The sequence below is a fragment of the Bradyrhizobium sp. 14AA genome (genome assembly GCF_054185205.1).
Window position 1 is genome coordinate 201,536 of sequence record NZ_JAVAYM010000004.1, and the last position, 17,404, is coordinate 218,939.

15 protein-coding genes are annotated in these 17,404 nt (G+C 66.1%); 3 read left to right on the forward strand and 12 right to left on the reverse strand.

The window, feature by feature from the left end; all coding sequences use genetic code 11:
- Positions 1-27: 27 nt before the first annotated feature.
- The 8 genes from RAD15_RS10965 to ubiE all read right to left on the reverse strand — a co-directional run bounded on the left by RAD15_RS10965 (position 28) and on the right by ubiE (position 9,848).
- Positions 28-750: a nucleotidyltransferase family protein gene (locus tag RAD15_RS10965; protein WP_458177144.1), complete on the reverse strand. Its 723-nt coding sequence runs from the start codon at positions 748-750 to the stop codon at positions 28-30.
- A gap of 124 nt (positions 751-874) precedes the next feature.
- Positions 875-1,192, reverse strand: a complete 318-nt coding sequence (locus RAD15_RS10970; protein WP_458177146.1) for a PilZ domain-containing protein — start codon at positions 1,190-1,192, stop codon at positions 875-877.
- 87 nt (positions 1,193-1,279) lie between these two features.
- On the reverse strand, positions 1,280-2,860 hold the full coding sequence (gene tsaE / locus RAD15_RS10975) for a tRNA (adenosine(37)-N6)-threonylcarbamoyltransferase complex ATPase subunit type 1 TsaE (protein WP_458177148.1): 1,581 nt from the start codon (positions 2,858-2,860) through the stop codon (positions 1,280-1,282).
- Positions 2,857-5,361 (reverse strand): PAS-domain containing protein, encoded by a 2,505-nt coding sequence (locus tag RAD15_RS10980; RefSeq protein WP_458177150.1) that lies wholly within the window; start codon positions 5,359-5,361, stop codon positions 2,857-2,859. Before RAD15_RS10980 ends, tsaE begins: the two co-directional genes overlap by 4 nt.
- A gap of 190 nt (positions 5,362-5,551) precedes the next feature.
- A complete protein-coding gene (dut, locus tag RAD15_RS10985) occupies positions 5,552-6,010 on the reverse strand; it encodes a dUTP diphosphatase (RefSeq protein WP_458177152.1) in 459 nt (152 codons plus the stop codon).
- A complete protein-coding gene (gene coaBC / locus RAD15_RS10990) occupies positions 6,007-7,458 on the reverse strand; it encodes a bifunctional phosphopantothenoylcysteine decarboxylase/phosphopantothenate--cysteine ligase CoaBC (protein WP_458177154.1) in 1,452 nt (483 codons plus the stop codon). Before coaBC ends, dut begins: the two co-directional genes overlap by 4 nt.
- A 57-nt stretch (positions 7,459-7,515) precedes the next feature.
- Entirely contained in the window at positions 7,516-9,090 is a 1,575-nt protein-coding gene (gene ubiB / locus RAD15_RS10995) for a 2-polyprenylphenol 6-hydroxylase (protein WP_458177156.1), read from the reverse strand.
- Positions 9,087-9,848, reverse strand: a complete 762-nt coding sequence (ubiE, locus tag RAD15_RS11000; protein WP_458177158.1) for a bifunctional demethylmenaquinone methyltransferase/2-methoxy-6-polyprenyl-1,4-benzoquinol methylase UbiE — start codon at positions 9,846-9,848, stop codon at positions 9,087-9,089. The genes ubiB and ubiE overlap by 4 nt, the downstream gene beginning before the upstream one ends.
- Positions 9,849-9,929: 81 nt before the next feature.
- On the opposite strand from ubiE, the gene mutM reads away from it, so the two are divergent.
- Entirely contained in the window at positions 9,930-10,811 is an 882-nt protein-coding gene (gene mutM, locus RAD15_RS11005) for a bifunctional DNA-formamidopyrimidine glycosylase/DNA-(apurinic or apyrimidinic site) lyase (RefSeq protein WP_458177160.1), read from the forward strand.
- On the opposite strand, the gene RAD15_RS11010 is transcribed toward mutM, so the two are convergent.
- Positions 10,762-11,538: a nucleotide-binding protein gene (locus RAD15_RS11010; RefSeq protein WP_458177162.1), complete on the reverse strand. Its 777-nt coding sequence runs from the start codon at positions 11,536-11,538 to the stop codon at positions 10,762-10,764. The two genes, mutM and RAD15_RS11010, sit on opposite strands and share 50 nt — an antisense overlap.
- Before the next feature lie 306 nt (positions 11,539-11,844).
- On the reverse strand, positions 11,845-13,206 hold the full coding sequence (locus RAD15_RS11015) for a serine protease (protein ID WP_458177164.1): 1,362 nt from the start codon (positions 13,204-13,206) through the stop codon (positions 11,845-11,847).
- A 120-nt stretch (positions 13,207-13,326) separates the two neighbouring features.
- On the opposite strand from RAD15_RS11015, the gene RAD15_RS11020 reads away from it, so the two are divergent.
- The gene (locus tag RAD15_RS11020) at positions 13,327-14,130 is read left to right on the forward strand and encodes a HesA/MoeB/ThiF family protein (RefSeq protein ID WP_458177166.1); all 804 of its coding nucleotides are present in this window, start codon (positions 13,327-13,329) and stop codon (positions 14,128-14,130) included.
- A 9-nt stretch (positions 14,131-14,139) separates the two neighbouring features.
- Here the strand turns inward: RAD15_RS11020 and RAD15_RS11025 are convergent, their stop codons facing one another.
- Positions 14,140-15,159, reverse strand: coding sequence for an aldo/keto reductase (locus RAD15_RS11025; protein ID WP_458177168.1), 1,020 nt, complete (start codon positions 15,157-15,159; stop codon positions 14,140-14,142).
- 118 nt (positions 15,160-15,277) lie between these two features.
- Between RAD15_RS11025 and RAD15_RS11030 the strand changes: the two genes are divergently transcribed.
- The gene (locus RAD15_RS11030) at positions 15,278-16,189 is read left to right on the forward strand and encodes a LysR family transcriptional regulator (RefSeq protein ID WP_458177170.1); all 912 of its coding nucleotides are present in this window, start codon (positions 15,278-15,280) and stop codon (positions 16,187-16,189) included.
- 3 nt (positions 16,190-16,192) lie between these two features.
- On the opposite strand, the gene RAD15_RS11035 is transcribed toward RAD15_RS11030, so the two are convergent.
- Complete coding sequence (locus RAD15_RS11035; RefSeq protein ID WP_458177172.1) at positions 16,193-17,194, reverse strand: 2-hydroxyacid dehydrogenase; 1,002 nt, start codon at positions 17,192-17,194, stop codon at positions 16,193-16,195.
- Positions 17,195-17,404: the final 210 nt, after the last annotated feature.

Below are 17,404 nucleotides of genomic sequence, written 5' to 3' on the forward strand. Positions count from 1 at the left end.
CCTACGGCACCGTGTTTGGGAGCGGCCTTACGCCACGCTCTCCAGAAACGCCTCTTCCGCGGCGTGCACGGCGTCGGGCGTGCCGACATGCATCCAGACGCCGTCGAGGCGGAGGCCGAACAGGCGCTCCTGCTCGTTGGCGCGGTCGAACATCTTGGTCAGCGAGAACTCGCCCTGCGGCGCGTCGGCGAAGATCGAGGGCGACAGGATCGCCGCGCCGGCATAGACGAACGGCACGACCTCTTTTTCCTTGCGCTTGCGCAGGGCGCCGTCGGGCAGCATGCCGTAATCGCCGCGGCCGCTATAGCCGATGCTGGTCGCGGTCGGCGCCATCAGGAGCAGGATGTCCATCCGCGCAGGGTCGAAATTCTCCGCAAGCCGCGCGAGATTCGAGCGCACGCCATCGATCCACAGCGTGTCGGAATTGACATGGAAGAACGGCGCATCGCCGAGCAGCGGCAACGCCTTGACCACGCCGCCGCCGGTGCCGAGCACCTGGTCGCGTTCGTCAGAGATGGTCACGCGCGGAAGCTGACGCGATGCAGTGTGATCGATGATCTGGTCCGGCAGGTAATGCACATTGACCACCGCCTCGGCCACGCCCGCCTGGCCGAGCTTGTCGAGCACGTGGTCGAGCAACGGCTGGCCGGCCACCGGCACCATCGGCTTCGGCATCTTGTCCGTCAACGGACGCATGCGCAGGCCGAACCCTGCGGCGAGCACCATGGCTTTGGTCGGTTTGACGGACATCCTTCGCTTTCTCAGACCTATGGATTTCGCGTTCGCAGCAATCCTAACACGAGGCTCGATCAACCGCACCGCATCTCGACCGCCTTAACCACCTGCCGTGACGGTTGTACGACGGGTGTTGCCGTTACGCCCCGACGGATGTGGCACGCGTCTTTTTCCTTTTGTCGCCGAGCTTGAGGAAATTGACGCCGATCTGGTCGCCATTGACCCAGGCGAGCTCGCAGCGGCGGTACGCGAGTCCGGTGGACGACAGCAGGAGAAAGAATTCCTTCAGGTGGAGGCCCTCGACCGAGCCGTCGATGGTCAGCTTGGCGCCGCTCTCGGAGACGTCCTCCATGGTGCAGTCGCGCCGCCAGGTTCCGTCTATGCCCATCATCTGGGCCGGAATCCCGCGTTCGAAAACAACCCGGCTGTTGCCGCGCTGGTCCGTCTTGACCGCCATCTGCCCTGCTCCAGCCCGTAATTATCCGGCTGCCTCGCCGCCAGAATAGCGAGGTCTTGGCTAACAGCCGGTAAATCGGGGCCCGAATCAGGCCGAAGCAGGCCCCTGGGGCGGCGGGACGTTGGCGAGATACCAGTCGCGCAGGGAGCTAAGCGCGGGATGCGCCAGGGAGCGCTGGAGGTAGGTCCAGATCCGCGGCTGGTGACGCAGATAATGTGGCTTGCCGTCGCGACGGTTGAGGCGGGCGAAGGTGCCGAGCAGGCGCGTGTTCCGCTGCGCCGACATGATCGCGTAGAGCTCGGCGAATCCGGCCGCGTCGAAGCTTGCATCGTTGGCGCGGCGCGTCTTGATGTAACGCGACAGCAGCGTCAGCTCGATGTTTTCGGGCACGTCGATGCGGGCGTCCTGCAGCAGCGACACCACGTCGTAGGATTGCGGTCCGAGCACCGCGTCCTGGAAGTCGATCACGCCGACGCGCTCAGTGCCGGTGCGCATCCCGAGCCAGATCAGATTGGGCGAGTGGAAATCGCGGATGATCCAGGTCTTCGGCGCGGCCTGCGGTCTCTTCAGCAGCTCGCGCCACATCGCAAAGAATTCGTCGCGCCTGTCGTCGCTCAGCGGCGCGTTGCGGTCGGGCAGATACCATTCCGGCATCAATCCGATCTCGATCAGCAGCGCTTCGGTGTCGAAGACCGGAATGGCGTAGGTCTGATCCGCCAGCGGCAGCGTCTCCGGCAGCGTCTTGCCGTGCAGCGCGGCCAGCACGTCGGTCGCGGCTTCATATCGCTCGAGAATCGGGCGCGGCGGATCGCCTTCGATCACGCCCTCGCTGCCAAAGTCCTCCGAGATGAGGAAGCCATGGTCGAGATCAAAATGATGGATCGCGGGTGCCGAGATTCCTTGCGCGCGCAGGCCTTCGTCGACGGCAACGAACGGCTTGACGTTCTCGGCGAGATGCACCGCGGCGCTGTAGGACTTTCCGTCATAGGTCGCAGCACCGTCGGGACGCTGCGGAAAGTTCATGAGGATGACGATCTCGTCGCCGCGCAGCAGCCGTGCATAGGAGCGCGTCGAGGCATCGCCGGCCATGCGCTTGCGGCCCGCGTCGAGATAGCCCGATGCGTCGAGGAATTCGCGCAACGCCTTCAGCCGTGCGACAACGGCGGCGGCCTTGCCGTGACCGGTGATGTCGGCGGCGCGCGCATTCGAGCCCAGTGCCGGCCGATGCGTCAGCGCGATGTCGATGCGATCTGCGGGCATTGCCGACGGCGCCCGCTCCGGCCATTCGATCAGGACGAGCGTGGCATCGGGCAGCGGCGACAGCCCGATCTCCTCGAGCTCGCTCTCGTCCTCGACGCGGTAGAGATCGGCGTGCATCACCGGAAACGGCGGCAGCTCGTAGCCCTGCACCAGCGTGAAGGTCGGGCTCGGCACTTCCAGTTCCTCGTCGCCCGCGAGGTAGCGGATCATGGCGCGGGCGGCTGCAGTCTTGCCGGCGCCGAGATCGCCGGTGAGCGTGATGACATCGCCCGGGCCGACCAGCAGTGCGAGGTCGGCCATCAGTTGCGCGGTGGCCGTCTCGTTGTGAAGCGCGACGGAGAATGTCGTTGACGTGTCCTTGGACGTATCCTTGGACGTATCCGTTGACGTATCCCTGGGCGCTGTCATTCGGCGGCGTCGCGATGCGCCGCCTGGTCGGTCGGGAAATCGCAGATCACGACCGTGCCTCGGCCGACGATCGAATCCACCCGCACCTTGCCGCCATGCAGCTCGACAAAGGAGCGCACCAGCGACAGGCCGAGCCCGGCGCCGCGGTGACGCGAGCCCTGCGAGCGGCTTTCGAACCAGTTGAACACCTTGTCCTTCATGTCGGCAGGTATTCCAGGCCCGGAATCTGTCACAGTGAAGACCACGCTGCGTTCGGTGCGGCGTGCGCTGATTCCGACGGTGGAATCCTGTGGAGAAAACCCGACGGCGTTGGCGAGGAGGTTATAGAGCACCTGCACCACGCGCTTCTCGTCGCCGATGAAGCTGCCGACATCGGGCGCGATCTCGACCTTGAGGCGGATGCGGTCGGTGGCGAGCCGGTCCTGGATGCCCTCGGCGGCGAGCTCGATGGTCTTGCTGACGTCGACCGGGCCGAGTTCCAGCTTCATCGCGCCGGCGTCGATGGTGGCGAGATCCAGGATGTTGTTGGTCAGCGCCAGCAGCGCGTTGGTCGATTTGGTGACGTAGTCGAGATATTCGGCCTGTTTCGGCGTCAGCGGCCCGGTCGAGGGATCGCTGAGGAAATGCGCGAAGCCGATGATGGTGGTGAGCGGCGAGCGCAGCTCGTAGGAGACGTGGTGGACGAAATCCACCTTCATCTGGTCGGCCGTCTCCAGCGCCTCGTTGCGCTCGCGCAGCGCGCGCTCGACGTTCTCGGTGTCGGTGATGTCCTGGAACGTGAGCATGGTCGCGCCGTCGGGCAGCGGCCGGATCATGCCGTCGAGCACGCTGCCGTCCTTGCGTTCCAGCTTCAGCGGCACGTCGGCGCGGTTCTCGATCGAGGTGATGGCCTCGCGGATCTGCCGCCAGACTTGCGGTTCGTCGAACAGCTGATGACACCAGCCCTCGACCGTCTGGACGTGCGGCTCGTCGCGCATGGCGTCGCTCGACAGCTTCCACATCCGCACGAAGGCAGGGTTGAACAGCTGCGCCTTGCCGTTGCTGCCGAACACCGCGACGCCCTCGGCGAGGCTGTCCAGCGTCTCGCGCTGGACCCGGACGATGCCGTCGAAGCGGCGGGCGAGGTCGAGGCTCTCGGTGACGTCGTCGAACAGATAGGTGACGCCGCCTTCGGGGTTCGGCGTGGTGACGACGGAGAGCGCGCGGCCGTCGGGCAGGTACCAGGTGTCCTTGGCCGCCTCGACTGCGCGATAGGCCTCGTGCAGCTTGGCCTTCCAGGCGCGGAAGTCAGGCTGCTCCTGCAGCTTGCGTCCTGCACGAAGCTGGTCGAGCACGCTGGAATCATCAGGGTTGGCGTCGAGGAAGGTGCGGTCGAGGTCCCATAGCCGGCGGTAGGAATCATTGTAGAAGGCGAGCCGGCGCTGGCCGTCGAACACCGCAACGCCCGAGGAGAGCTGGTCCAGGGTGCGGCGATGCGCCTCCGCCATCCGCACCAGCGCCGAGCTCAGCGCGTCCGCCTCGCTGGCATCGATGGCGACGCCGACACTGCCGCTGCCGACATTGACCGCGCGCACATCATAGATGCGCCGCTCGCCGCCGATCACGATCGGCAGCCGCGAGGTGAAACCGGCGGCGTCCTTCAGTCCCCGCTCCATCGCGGTGCGGTCGGCGCTGTCGAGCAGCTCGAGCTTGCGATCCTGCGCGTCGGTGATGCTGGCCGCCTCGGTCGCGCGGACATAGGCCGGGTTGGCGTAGGTCAGCGCGCCGTTCTCGCCCTTGGCCCAGATCGGCCAGGGCGCGGCGGCGGCGAAACCGCGCAGCATCTCGGTCTCGTCGGAGAGCGCCTTGTAGCGCAGATTGGTTTCGGCGAGGTCGCGGCGCAGTCCTGAGAGTTCGCGAATCCGGACAATGGCCTGCCCGCCAATGGCGCGTCCGATGGCTTCCAGCGTGTGGCCGTGCGCGGTGGTCAGCGTCAGCTGGAACCCGTCACCGCGGTCACGCAGCGCATCGACCGCGTGATCCATCTGGAGTGCGGGTTCCGGCGGCAGCCAGGTTCCGAACGCGAGCACGCGCTGCGGGGAGGAGTCGCGCGGCAGCACCATGGAGATGTCGCCGGAAATCTGCGCGCGATTGTCGCCGGCCGGCCAGGAGATCAGGATCTGCGGCTCGGCGAACAGCAGCGCGCCGAAGCGGTCGGCCTGGAGCTGCAGTTCCCCGATTCGGGCGCGCAGCCGCGCCTCGTTGTTTGCCGTGCGCACGCGCGTCCGCATCAGCAGGATCGCGGCCACCACCGAGAAGCCGAGCAAGGCCAGCGCGGTGGCGAGCACCGCGAGTTCCTGCCGGTTGAAATCCAGCAACGTTGAGAGTGTGTCGACGAAGTCGGCGGCCTCAGCCGGCGCAGCCGGCAGCAGCGCTGCGAGAGCGCCTCCCAACAAGCCGTTGCGCGCCAACGATGTGCACGATAGCAGCGTCCGACGCATCGACACGATCACGCCTGACATAGTTGCCCCAAGACCGCACGAATTGACGCGCGGCGACCCCCGTCGCGCGCGAATCAAACGACAATACCCTCACCGTGACTCCGCCGGTAAGAGTCCAGATCGTGAACGCAAAGGCGGCCCCCCAAAAATGCCGGGCGCGGCGTGCGGAATCACGTAAATTTTCGGGTGATTCGGCTGGAGTTGTCGTGCGTTAGCGGCCGGTCGAGCCGAAGCCGCCGGCGCCGCGATCGGTTGCCGACAATGTGGCGACGGGAACCAGCGCGGCCTGCAGCACAGGTGCGATCACCATCTGTGCGACGCGCTCGCCGCGCTTGATCACGAAGGGTGCCGCGCCGTGATTGATCAGGATCACCTTGATCTCGCCGCGATAATCCGCGTCGATCGTTCCCGGCGAGTTCAGCACGGTGACGCCGTGCTTGGCGGCAAGCCCCGAGCGCGGCCGCACCTGGGCCTCGTGTCCGGGCGGCAATGCGATCGCAAGGCCCGTCGGCACCAGCGCATATTGGCCGGGTGCGAGCGTCATCGGCTCGCTGTCCGGCACCGCGGCCATCAGGTCGAGCCCCGCGGCCTCCGCGGTCTGATAGGCCGGCAGCGGCAGGCCTTCGGCATGCGGGAGGCGTTGCAGTTCGACCGTGACTTTCGTGCTCAAGATGCCGGCTCCAGGGATTTGTCGGTCACGCTCCTTGCGACATGCGCGACCAGTTCGATGGCGACCTGTTCCTTGGTCATCACCGGCCAGGAATCAACTGCAATCTCGCCGTCCTTCTCGCCATTCTTGCGGCTGATGAGATGAACTGTGTTGCGGTCGCCGCCCATCACGCCGGTGGCGGGCGACACGTCGTTAGCGACGATCCAGTCGCAACCCTTGCGGGCCAGCTTCGACTTGGCGTTGTCGATGAGGTGCTCGGTCTCGGCGGCGAAGCCGATCACCAGCGGCGGGCGCCTGTCGGTCAGCTTCGAGATCGTGGCGAGGATGTCGGGGTTCTCGACCAGCTGAAGCGGCGGCATGCCGGCCGAGGTCTTCTTCAGCTTCTGTTCGCCTTCACTGGCGACGCGCCAGTCGGCCACCGCCGCGGCGAAGATCGCGATGTCGGCGGGCAGCGCGGCCTGAACCTGCTCCAGCATCTGCCGGGCCGATTCGACGTGCTTGACGGTGACGCCGGCGGGATCGTCGAGATCGACCGGGCCGCTGACCAGGATCACCTCGGCGCCCGCGGCCTGCGCGGCCGCGGCAATGGCAAAACCCTGCTTGCCGGAGGAGCGGTTGGCGATGTAGCGCACCGGATCGATCGGCTCGTGCGTGGGGCCAGCGGTAATCAGCACGCGCTTGCCGGCGAGCGGCTTCGGCACCGGCGGGCGCAGCAGCCGCTCGGCGGCGGTGGCGATCTCGATCGCTTCCGACATGCGGCCGACGCCGGCTTCGCCTGCTTCGGCCATTTCGCCGGAATTGGGTCCGACCAGCAGCACGCCGTCGCGCTGAAGCTGCGCGACGTTGCGGCGTGTCGCCGCGTTGTTCCACATCAGCGGGTTCATGGCCGGCGCGAGCAGCACCTTGCGGTTGGTCGCGAGCAGGATGGCGCTGGCGAGATCGTCGGCATGGCCGTTGGCCATCTTGGCCATCAGATCAGCGGTGGCCGGCGCCACCACGATCAGGTCGCAGTCGCGCGCGAGGCGAATGTGACCGGCGTCGAACTCGCTCTGGGGGTCGAACAGGTCGGTGTAGACGCGCTCATGCGAGAGCGCGCTGACCGCGAGCGGCGTCACGAATTGCTGCGCGGCCTTGGTCAGCACGCAGCGGACCTCGACGCGGCGCTCCTTCAGCCTTCGGATCAGGTCGAGCGACTTATAGGCCGCGATCCCGCCGCCGATGATCAGGGTGACGCTGGCCTCGGGGAGGGCGCCGGTGCGCTGGGGCGAGGGCGCGGAGGATGCAGCAGGCGGCGCCGAAAACGGCGTCAGCGGCTCTTCCCGGCCCTCGATCAGCTCCCGCAGGATGACCCGGACCTCTTCCTCGACCGACCTGTGGTTCTTGGCCGAGCGCAGCCGCAGATAGGTTTTGACGCCCTCGTCGAGCTTACGGATGGTCAGGCTTGCCATGACGCCCCTCCAGCACGGAATGATAGCGATGCTATCATTTTCGTGATTGCAGTGCAATCATAGATTCCGGACGGCGATCAGGATTCCGATGAAGGTCGCGGCGATGATCCAGAGCGCCACGGTGCGCCAGCGGTTCTTGCGGCCCTCGCTACGGCCCATCGCGGCGATGCTCTCGGGCGACAGCTTTATGCCCTCCCTTGTCATGGTCTCGAGCTGCTCGATGACCTTCACCGACCGCTCGGCGATCTCCGGCAGGCGCATCAGCACGCGCGCGATGTCGCCGGTCCCGGCGAGCGCACCCTGCACCCGGCCGATTGGGCCGAGATTGCGCTCGATCCATTCGCGCACCACGGGGTCGGCGACCTTCCAGATGTCGAGCCTGGGATCGAAGCCGCGCGCCACGCCCTCGACCACCACCATGGTCTTCTGCAGCAGGATCAGCTCGGGCCGCGTCGTCATGTCGAACAGGCCGGTGACCTCGAGCAGCAGCGTCAAGAGCCGCGCCATCGAGATTTCCTCGGCGGTGCGGTTGTGGATCGGCTCGCCAATGGCGCGGATGGCCTGGGCAAAGTTCTCGACCGAGTGATGCGCGGGCACATAGCCCGCCTCGAAATGCACTTCGGCGACGCGGCGATAATCGCGGGTGATGAAGCCGAGCAGGATCTCGGCGAGGAAGCGCCGCTCCTTCATCCCGAGCCGGCCCATGATGCCGAAATCGACCGCGACGAGGCGGCCGGCATCATCGAGGAACAGATTGCCCGGATGCATGTCGGCGTGGAAGAAGCCGTCGCGCAGCGCGTGGCGCAGAAAGCTCTGGATCACCTTGCGGCCGAGATCGGGCAGGTCGACCTGCGCCTCTGCCAGGCGCTTGTGATCGTTCAGCGCGATGCCGTCGATCCACTCCATCGTCAGCACGTTGTGCGTGGTGCGGTCCCAGTCGACGGTCGGCACGCGGAAATCAGGATCGCCCTGCGTGTTCTCCGCCATCTCCGACAGCGCCGCAGCTTCCAGCCGCAGGTCCATCTCCATCGCGACCGAGCGCGACATGGTGTTGATGACTTCGATGAGGCGGAGGCGCCGCGCCTCGGACGAATAGGCCTCGGCCTTGTGCGCGACGAAGAAGAAGTCGGAGAGGTCGCGGCGGAAGCGCGCAGCCACATTGGGCCTGAGCACCTTGATCGCGACCGGCTTGCGGATGCCGTCGCGCTCGACCTCGCCGCGATGCACCTGCGCGATCGAGGCGGCCGCGACCGGCGCACTGAAGCTCACGAACACGTCCGTCAGCGGCCGTTCCAGCGAGGTCGCGATCGCGGCTTCCGCTTCGGCCTGCGAGAACGGCGGCAGGCGGTCCTGCAAGCTTTCGAGGTCGCGCGCCATGACGACGCCGACGACGTCGGGGCGCGTCGCCAGAAATTGTCCGAGCTTGAGATAGGCCGGGCCCATCCGGGTCAGTGCGCGCGACAGCCGCGGGCCATGCTTCGGGCCGCGCCGTTCGATGATGCGCGCGAGTTTCAGCGCGAGCTGGCCGGGCGGCGGCACCAGGCTCGGATCGACCGAGCCGAACACGCCCTCGCGGGCAAACACGAGCGCGGCGCGGATCAGGCGCGAAATGTGGGTGAAGGCAGAAATCACAAACGCCAGCCCGAATGCAGTGCGACGATCCCGCCCGACAATGTCTGCCAGCTGACACGGGCGAAGCCGGCGTCGCGGATCATGTCGGCGAAGGCGTTGGGTTTCGGAAACTTGCGGATTGATTCGACGAGATATTGGTAGGACTCGGCGTCGCCCGTAACCATGCGCCCGAGCGGCGGGATCACCTTGAACGAGAACAAATCGTAGAGCTTGTCGAGGCCGGGCATCTCGACGGTGGAGAATTCCAGGCACAGGAAGCGGCTGCCGGGCCTCAGCACGCGATAGGCCTCGCGCAGCGCAAGGTCGATCCGCGGCACGTTGCGAATGCCGAAAGCGATCGTATAGGCGTCGAAGCTGCGGTCCGCGAACGCCAGCGCCTCGGCATTGCCTTCGACGAAATCGACCTGAGTGTCGAGATGGCGCTTGGCGGCGCGCTCACGACCTACCTCGAGCATCCCGGAATTGATGTCGCAGACGGTGGCATGGAAGCCCGCGCCTGCCGCCTTGGCGGCGCGGAACGAGATGTCGCCGGTGCCGCCGGCGACGTCGAGCAACGCGAACGGCCGGTCGCTCCTCGGCGGATCCAGCGCGTTGATCATGATGTCCTTCCAGACCCGGTGCAGGCCGCCGGACATCAGGTCGTTCATCAAATCATAGCGCGCCGCCACGCTGTGAAACACATCGTTCACCAGCGTCTGCTTGTCGCCCAGGGGAACGTCCCTGAAGCCAAAATGCGTGGTTTCGCCCGGCCGATCCATTACTCTACTCCACGATGCCGACCATAGCGCGGCCGCCGCAATGGCGCTATCACACCGCCCTCATAAGGTGAATGCCTGACCATGCCTGAATTGCCCGAAGTCGAGACCGTCCGCCGCGGCCTTCAACCCGTCATGGAGGGGGCGAAAATCGTGGTCGCTGAGGCCCGCCGGCCCGATCTGCGCTTTCCGTTCCAGCCGGACTTCGTGGCCCGGCTCCAGGGGCAGGTCGTCACCGGGCTCGGCCGCCGCGCAAAATATCTCATGGCCGATCTCGCCTCCGGCGACGTGCTGCTGATGCATCTGGGCATGTCGGGCTCGTTCCGCGTCATCAAGCCGGATAACGACGCCGCGCCGGGTGAATTTCACTATCCGCGGGCTACGGACTCCACGCACGACCACGTGCTGTTTCGGATGTCCTCCGGAGCCGACATCGTCTTCAACGATCCGCGCCGCTTCGGTTACATGAAAGTGATCGCGCGCAATGCGCTCGAGGATGAGCCGCTGCTGCGCGGGCTCGGCCCCGAGCCGCTCGGCAACGAGTTCGATGCCGCGATGCTGGCGCGCTCATGCGAAGGCAAGGCCACGAGCCTGAAGGCGGCGCTGCTCGACCAGCGCGTGGTCGCAGGCCTCGGCAACATCTATGTCTGCGAAGCGCTGCACCGCTCGCATCTGTCGCCGCGCCGGATTGCCGCGACATTGTCCACCAGGAAGGGCGAGCCGACCGATCACGCCAAGCGGCTGGTCGGAGCCATTCACACGGTGCTGAACGACGCCATCAAGGCTGGCGGATCGTCACTGCGCGATCATCGCCAGACCTCCGGTGAGCTCGGCTATTTCCAGCACTCATTCAAGGTCTATGACCGCGAGGGCGAGACCTGCAAGACATCAGGCTGCGGCGGCACGATCAAGCGCTTCACCCAGAATGGACGTTCCACCTTCTGGTGCTCGAAATGTCAGAAGTGAGAGGAATCGCAGCCGGGAGGTTGTCAGCCGCGGACAGAATCCCGGCCGAAGCCAGGAGTTCGTCGGCGATCTGCAAGTTGGTCGCGGCCGACAAGTTGAGCCGGGTCTCGATCCAGTGCCAGAGGCCGCGGATCTCGTCCGCCGACTTGCCGTTCGGCGCGAATTCGCTCACCGCAAGGCCGCTGGCGAGCGAGTCCTGGTGGTCGTTGCGCATCACGATCAGCGGGCGCGCGAGCACTTCGGCGAGATCGAGCGCGGCTTCCTCGGCGAGCGCGTTGGCTGCGTTGTCGATGCGCTGGCCGCGGATCGGCGTCTGGTTCAGCACGAAGCTGTAGGGCCGCTTCCAGGCGCGTGCGACGCTCAGCGTCGAGGCGGTCGCCTCGATGTCGGCAACGCTCGGGCGGGCCGGGATCAGGCAGAGATCGGAATGGCGGATTGCGGCAGTGGTGGCAGCGCTGAGGCCGGCGGCGGTGTCGACGATCGCGAGCTGCAGGCCGCTGTCGGCGAGCATCTTCAGGCGCGGCGCGATATCGGCGGCGTGATAGATCGGCTCGACCACGAGATCATCGGCGGTGCGGCGACGCTGCCAGTTGGAGAGGGTGCCCTGCGGGTCGGTCTCGATCAGGCGGACGGTGAAGCCGGCCTGCTTGGCCGCCAGCGCGAGGCCGATGGCGAGCGTGCTCTTGCCGCTGCCGCCCTTTTGGGTGGCCAGTACGATCGTATGCATGGAAAGTTGAATCCTTTGGAGTGCTTGGGTCTCTGGGGTAACGCCACGCGAACGTGCATCCCTTCTCGATGCTGAGCTCTTCTCGCTCAGGACGTGCCCTGCCCGATCCAAAGGGGACCGCGGATGTCCGAATCAACGGTAACGATGATGGCGGAATAGGGATTGCCAGCTAATCCGTACCATTACTGGACCCGTAATCGTACGTGTGATGGTGTTGCTTCTCGTGTTCTGGATGCAGAGCTGCCACGGCAGACGCGACGACGCTTCGCATCGCCCTGGAGACGAGAGCTGTATTTGGCGCTAGACCTATTTCCGCACGCAGATCACGCGGACGACGGCGGCCTTCGCATCCGTCGACGTGCCGTTCGCCGTGACCTCGTTCGCCTTCAGGAAATCGCGCACCGTCTCTGCGGAAACCATCACCGCCTGTGACGCCGGCACCGATGTCGCAGGTCCTGCGACCATGACCGGCTTCAACAGGGCAACACCAGCGAACTTGCCGTCGCCATCGATGGCCGGGCCGCCGGAGAAGCCGACCGCCGGCGGTGGCGACAGCGCGGAATCGCTTGATGTGACCGGCGCCAGCGCGCCCTTGACGCTCGACACCCCGGCCGCGCCGCCCTGGCTCTGCGGATCGGCGATGCCGACGACATCGACACTCGTCTTCGCCGCGCCGCTCGTGAGGTTGAGCGGCTTCAGGCCGCGCGCGCCGTAGATGTGCAAGAGCGCGAGATCGTGCTCCTTGTCTTCGGCGAGACGGTCGGCGCTGCCGTAGCCGGCGATGGTGATGGCGAGGCAGCTGTCGGTGACAAGCCGGTCGGCCAGAATCGCGCCGTCGTTGCTGACGACGATGCCGGTGCCGTATTCGACGGTCTTGCGCGGCGGCGGCCCGGCTTGCGGCCCTGCTGGAAACGCATTGAACGCGCTCGACATCGCGATCACCACCGGCTCGACCGTGTTCTCGGTGGCCTGGTCGTAGAGGATCGTCATGGTGCGGACTTCGTCACCCTTGAAGGTGCCGCGGACATAGAATTTTTTCAGGCCCTGGAGTCCCGACAGCACGAAGAAGTCGGGCTTCACCACGCTGTAATCGACCTTGCGCCCGGCCGGCTCCTTCTTCTCGGCGTCCGCGAGCTTGGCCGTGGTCGGGTTCGCCTCCTTGCGGCGGCTCAGCAACACCTGCACCGTGCCGGTCGGCGAGGTCCATTTCGAGCCGTTGGCGTCGGTCGCCTGCTGCGGCACCAGCTTTGAGGGAATGCCGAGCCGCGCGCCGCTGGTCATCTCGGTCACCAGTTTCCAGCCGACGCTGTCCTGCTTGCGCCGTGCGGTCTCGGCGAGCGTGGCGCGCTCCTGCGGATTGAGCACGCCGGTCGGCTTGCCGCCCTTGGCCTTCTGGTATTCCTTGATGGCCTCGACCATGCGCGAGCTGACGTCGCCGGTGATGGCGCCGTTATACTGGCCGACCCAGGCGAGGTCGGACTGGAGCGACAGCCGCTCGCCTTGCGTCATCCCGTCGGCCGTCTCCGACGGCGTCTGGACGGCGGGCGGCCGGATCGGAACGGTCTGGACCGTCTTCGGCTTGGTGCCGGAGATCGGTGCCGTCGTCATCTGCGCGTTCGCGCCTGTGGCAGCCGCAAACATCAGTGTTGCCGCAAGCATCGATCTCATGACAAATCCAGCCAGCCCATTGAACGCAATGCCATTGAAGCACATCTCGTTGGTCGCGAACAATGTTGGGGTGGTTCAGGTGGTGCTCCTCACCATGACGGTTGAGAGGAACGAAGGACGATGCTGAGCCCGGACGAACTCGAACGCTACGCCCGCCATATCGTGCTGCGCGATGTCGGTGGTCCCGGCCAGGCCGCGCTGAAACGGGCCTCCGTGCTGGTGATCGGCGCCGGCGGGCTCGGTGCGCCCGCACTGATGTATCTGGCCGCGGCCGGCGTCGGCACGCTCGGGGTGGTCGATGACGACGTGGTGTCGCTGTCGAACCTTCAGCGCCAGGTCATCCATACGACGCCCGACATCGGCCGGCACAAGGTCGAGAGCGCGGCCGAGCGCATCGCGGCGCTCAATCCGCATGTCCGTTTCGTCGGCCATGCCACCTGGCTCAACGCCGACAATGCGCTCAGCCTGATCGGCGACTATGATCTCGTGCTCGACGGCTCCGACAATTTCTCGACGCGTTATCTGGTCTCGGACGCCTGCTTCTTCGCGAAAAGGCCGCTGATCACGGCGGCACTCGGCACCTTCGACGGCTCGCTCACCACCATTCGCGCGCATGAGACGAACGAGCAGGGCGAGTTCAACCCGACCTATCGCTGTCTGTTCCCGGAGGCGCCGCCGCCCGGCACGGTGCCGGCCTGCGCCGAGGCCGGCGTCATGGGCGCGCTCGCCGGCGTGCTCGGCTCGATGATGGCGATGGAGGCGATCCGCGAGATCGTCGGTTTCGGCGAGGGCCTGGTCGGCCGTCTCCTGATGATCGATGCGCGCGCGATGCGCTTCGAAACGTTGCGTTACGCGCGCGATCCCGCCAATCCGCTCAACGGCGATGGGCCTGTGATCACCGACCTGAGCGCCCATCGCACCTGATCGCCGCCGTTACGCGGTGGCCGGCTTCTCGCTATCGAGATGCGCCATCTGCTCGGCGGCGTAGCGCGTGCCGGCGGCGACGTCGGGCGGAAAGGCCTTTGCCAGCGCCGCAAGATGCGCCGGCGTCAGCATCACCCTGGTCGCGCCGAGTGCCTCGCTGAGGCGATTGCGGGTGCGGGCGCCGACCAGCGGCACGATCTCTTGACCGCGCTCCTGGCCCTGCGCCGCGACCCAGGCAATCGCGACCTGCGCCGGCGTGGCACCGATCTCCGTGGCGATGGCGCGCAGCTGCTCCACCAGCGCGAGATTGGCGTCGAGGTTCGATCCCTGGAAGCGCGGTGTCATCAGCCGGTAGTCCTTGCCGACCTTGCCGGAATCCTTTGACCAGTGGCCGCTAATCAGGCCGCGCGCCAGGATGCCATAGGCGGTGATGGCGATGCCGAGCTCGCGACAGGTCTTGAGGATGTCGCGTTCGATGCCGCGCTCGATCAGCGAATATTCGATCTGGAGATCGGCGATCGGATGCACGGCATGGGCGCGGCGGATGGTGTCGGAGCCGACCTCGGACAGGCCGATATGCCTGATGTAGCCGGCCTTCACGAGATCGGCGAGACCGCCCACGGTCTCCTCGATGGGAACGTTGGGATCGAGCCGCGCAGGACGGTAGACGTCGATGTAATCGGTGCCGAGCCGCTGCAGCGAATAAGCGAGGAAGTTCTTGGTCGCGGCCGGCCTTGTGTCCATACCGGCGAATTCGCCGGCGGGACCGCGCAGCGCGCCGAACTTGACGCTGATCTGCACTTTTTCGCGCGGCACATCCTTCAGGGCCTCGCGCACCAGCATCTCGTTGTGACCCATCGCGTAGAAGTCGCCTGTATCCAGCAGCGTGATGCCGGCATCGAGCGCGGCATGGACCGTGGCGATGCTCTCGCCGCGATCGGCCGGGCCATAGGCGTCCGACATGGCCATGCAGCCGAGGCCAAGGGCTGAGACGGTGGGGCCGGTCGAACCGAGTTTGCGCTGTTCCATGATTGGCTTTCCTCGAAAAAGGCGGCTGACGGCGCCGCGTGACGACGCCAGATATGCGCCTGGTCGATTGCGCCGATAAGCTGGACAATCTAGAATAGCTTGTTCATTGTATCGAACAATGGCCGACCCTGACCTGCGCGATCTCGATGTCTTCGTCGCGGTTGCCCGCACCCGGAATTTCCGGCGCGCGGCGGTCGAGATGCGCGTGTCCGTATCGAGCCTGAGCCAGAGGCTGCGCGACCTCGAGGAGCGCCTCGGCGTCCGCCTGATGAACCGCACCACCCGCAGCGTCGCGCTGACCGAGGCGGGCGAGCTGCTGCTGTCGCGCGTCGCCCCGGCGCTGCGCGATGTCGGCGATGCCCTGGATGAGGTCCGGGGCCTGCGCGAAGTCGCCTCGGGTCGCCTGCGCATCAATGCGCCGCCGCCGGCGGTCGATCTCGTGCTGGCGCCGATGGTCGGGCCGTTCCTTGGCGAGCATCCGCAGGTCGATCTCGACATCGTTTCCGAAAGCGGTTTCGTCGACATCGTGAGCGGGGGCTACGATGCAGGCGTGCGCTATGGCGAGCATCTCGCGCAAGACATGGTGGCGATCCCGCTGAGCGGACCGCAGAGTTATGTCGTCGTCGCATCGCCCGCTTACATCGCGCGCCGCGGCAGGCCGAAGCACCCGAAGGATCTGCTCGACCATGATTGCATTCGCGCGCGCTACTCGAGCGGCGTCATGCATGATCTGGAGTTCGAGAAGGCGGGCCAGCTCGTGAAGGTCGATCCGCCCGCAAAACTGATCTCGACCAATATGGGCCTTGCGATGCGCGCTGCGCTCGACGGCGTCGGCATCTGGGCGACGCTCGATGGCTATGTCCACGACGCCGTGAAGTCCGGCGCGCTGGTCAGCTTGATGGAGGATTGGTGCGAGCCGTTTCCGGGCCCGTTCCTGTATTATCCGAGCCGCCGGCAGACGCCGCCGGCGCTGCGCGCCTTCATTGATTTCGTCGCGGATTGGCGCAAGCGCGAAACGCGCGGCAAATAAACCTCAGAGCATGCTCGGCAGCACGCGATCCGGCGGCTTGTGCGCGTCGAGGAAGGTGCGGATGTTGATGATCACCTTCTCGCCCATCTCGACGCGGCCCTCGATCGTGGCCGAGCCCATATGCGGCAGCAGCGTCACCTTGCCGGCCTTGGCAAGCCGCACCAGCTTCGGGTTGACCGCGGGCTCGTGCTCGTAGACGTCGAGCCCGGCGCCGCCGATCTCGCCGCCTTCGATCAATTTGATCAGCGTGTCCTCGTCGGTCACCTCGCCGCGCGCGGTGTTGACGATATAGGCGTCCTTGCGGATCAGCTTCAGCCGGCGTGCCGAGAGCAGGTGATAGGTCGCCGGCGTATGCGGGCAGTTCACCGAGATGATGTCCATCCGCGCCAGCATCTGGTCGAGGCTCTCCCAATAGGTCGCGCCAAGCTCTTCGGCGATAACAGGGGCGACGGGGCGGCGGTTGTGATAATGGATCTGCAGGCCGAAGGCGCGGGCGCGGCGCGCCACCGCCTGGCCGATGCGGCCCATGCCGATGATGCCGAGGCGTTTACCCCCGATGCGGTGACCCAGCATCCAGGTCGGCGACCAGCCCGGCCAGGGCTTTCCTTCCGTCAGGATCGAGGCGCCTTCGATCATCCGCCTGGGCACGGCGAGGATCAGCGCCATGGTCATGTCGGCGGTGTCTTCGGTCAGAACCTTCGGCGTGTTGGTGACGGTGATGCCGCGGGCATGCGCAGCCTCGACGTCGATATTGTCGACGCCGTTGCCGAAATTGGCGATCAGGCGGAGCTTGCAGTCGGGCTGGTTGACGATCTCGGCGGAGATGTGATCGCTGACGGTGGGAACCAGCACGTCGGCGGTGCGCGCGGCTTCCGCAATCTGCTCGGCCGACATCGGCGTGTCGTCGAGATTGATCCGCGCGTCGAACAGCTCGCGCATTCGCGTCTCGATCGAATCCGGCAGCTTGCGCGTCACGACGACGAGGGGCTTTTTCTTCACCGACATGTCCTGCTCTCATGAAACATCGCGGGCCGCCTCTGTCACCAAAGGTCGGCCGTTGAGGCCTCATTAACCCGGTTGTTCGACACTGCCCTTGCCGTGTCGTCCCCGGCGTTTCCTTCAAGCTCTCCCGATATTTCCGGCCGGAAAATCGGGGCAAACTGGTTGTTCAAGCGTCCGTCCTCTCTAGCAGAAGGCCGGGCCAAGACAAGAACC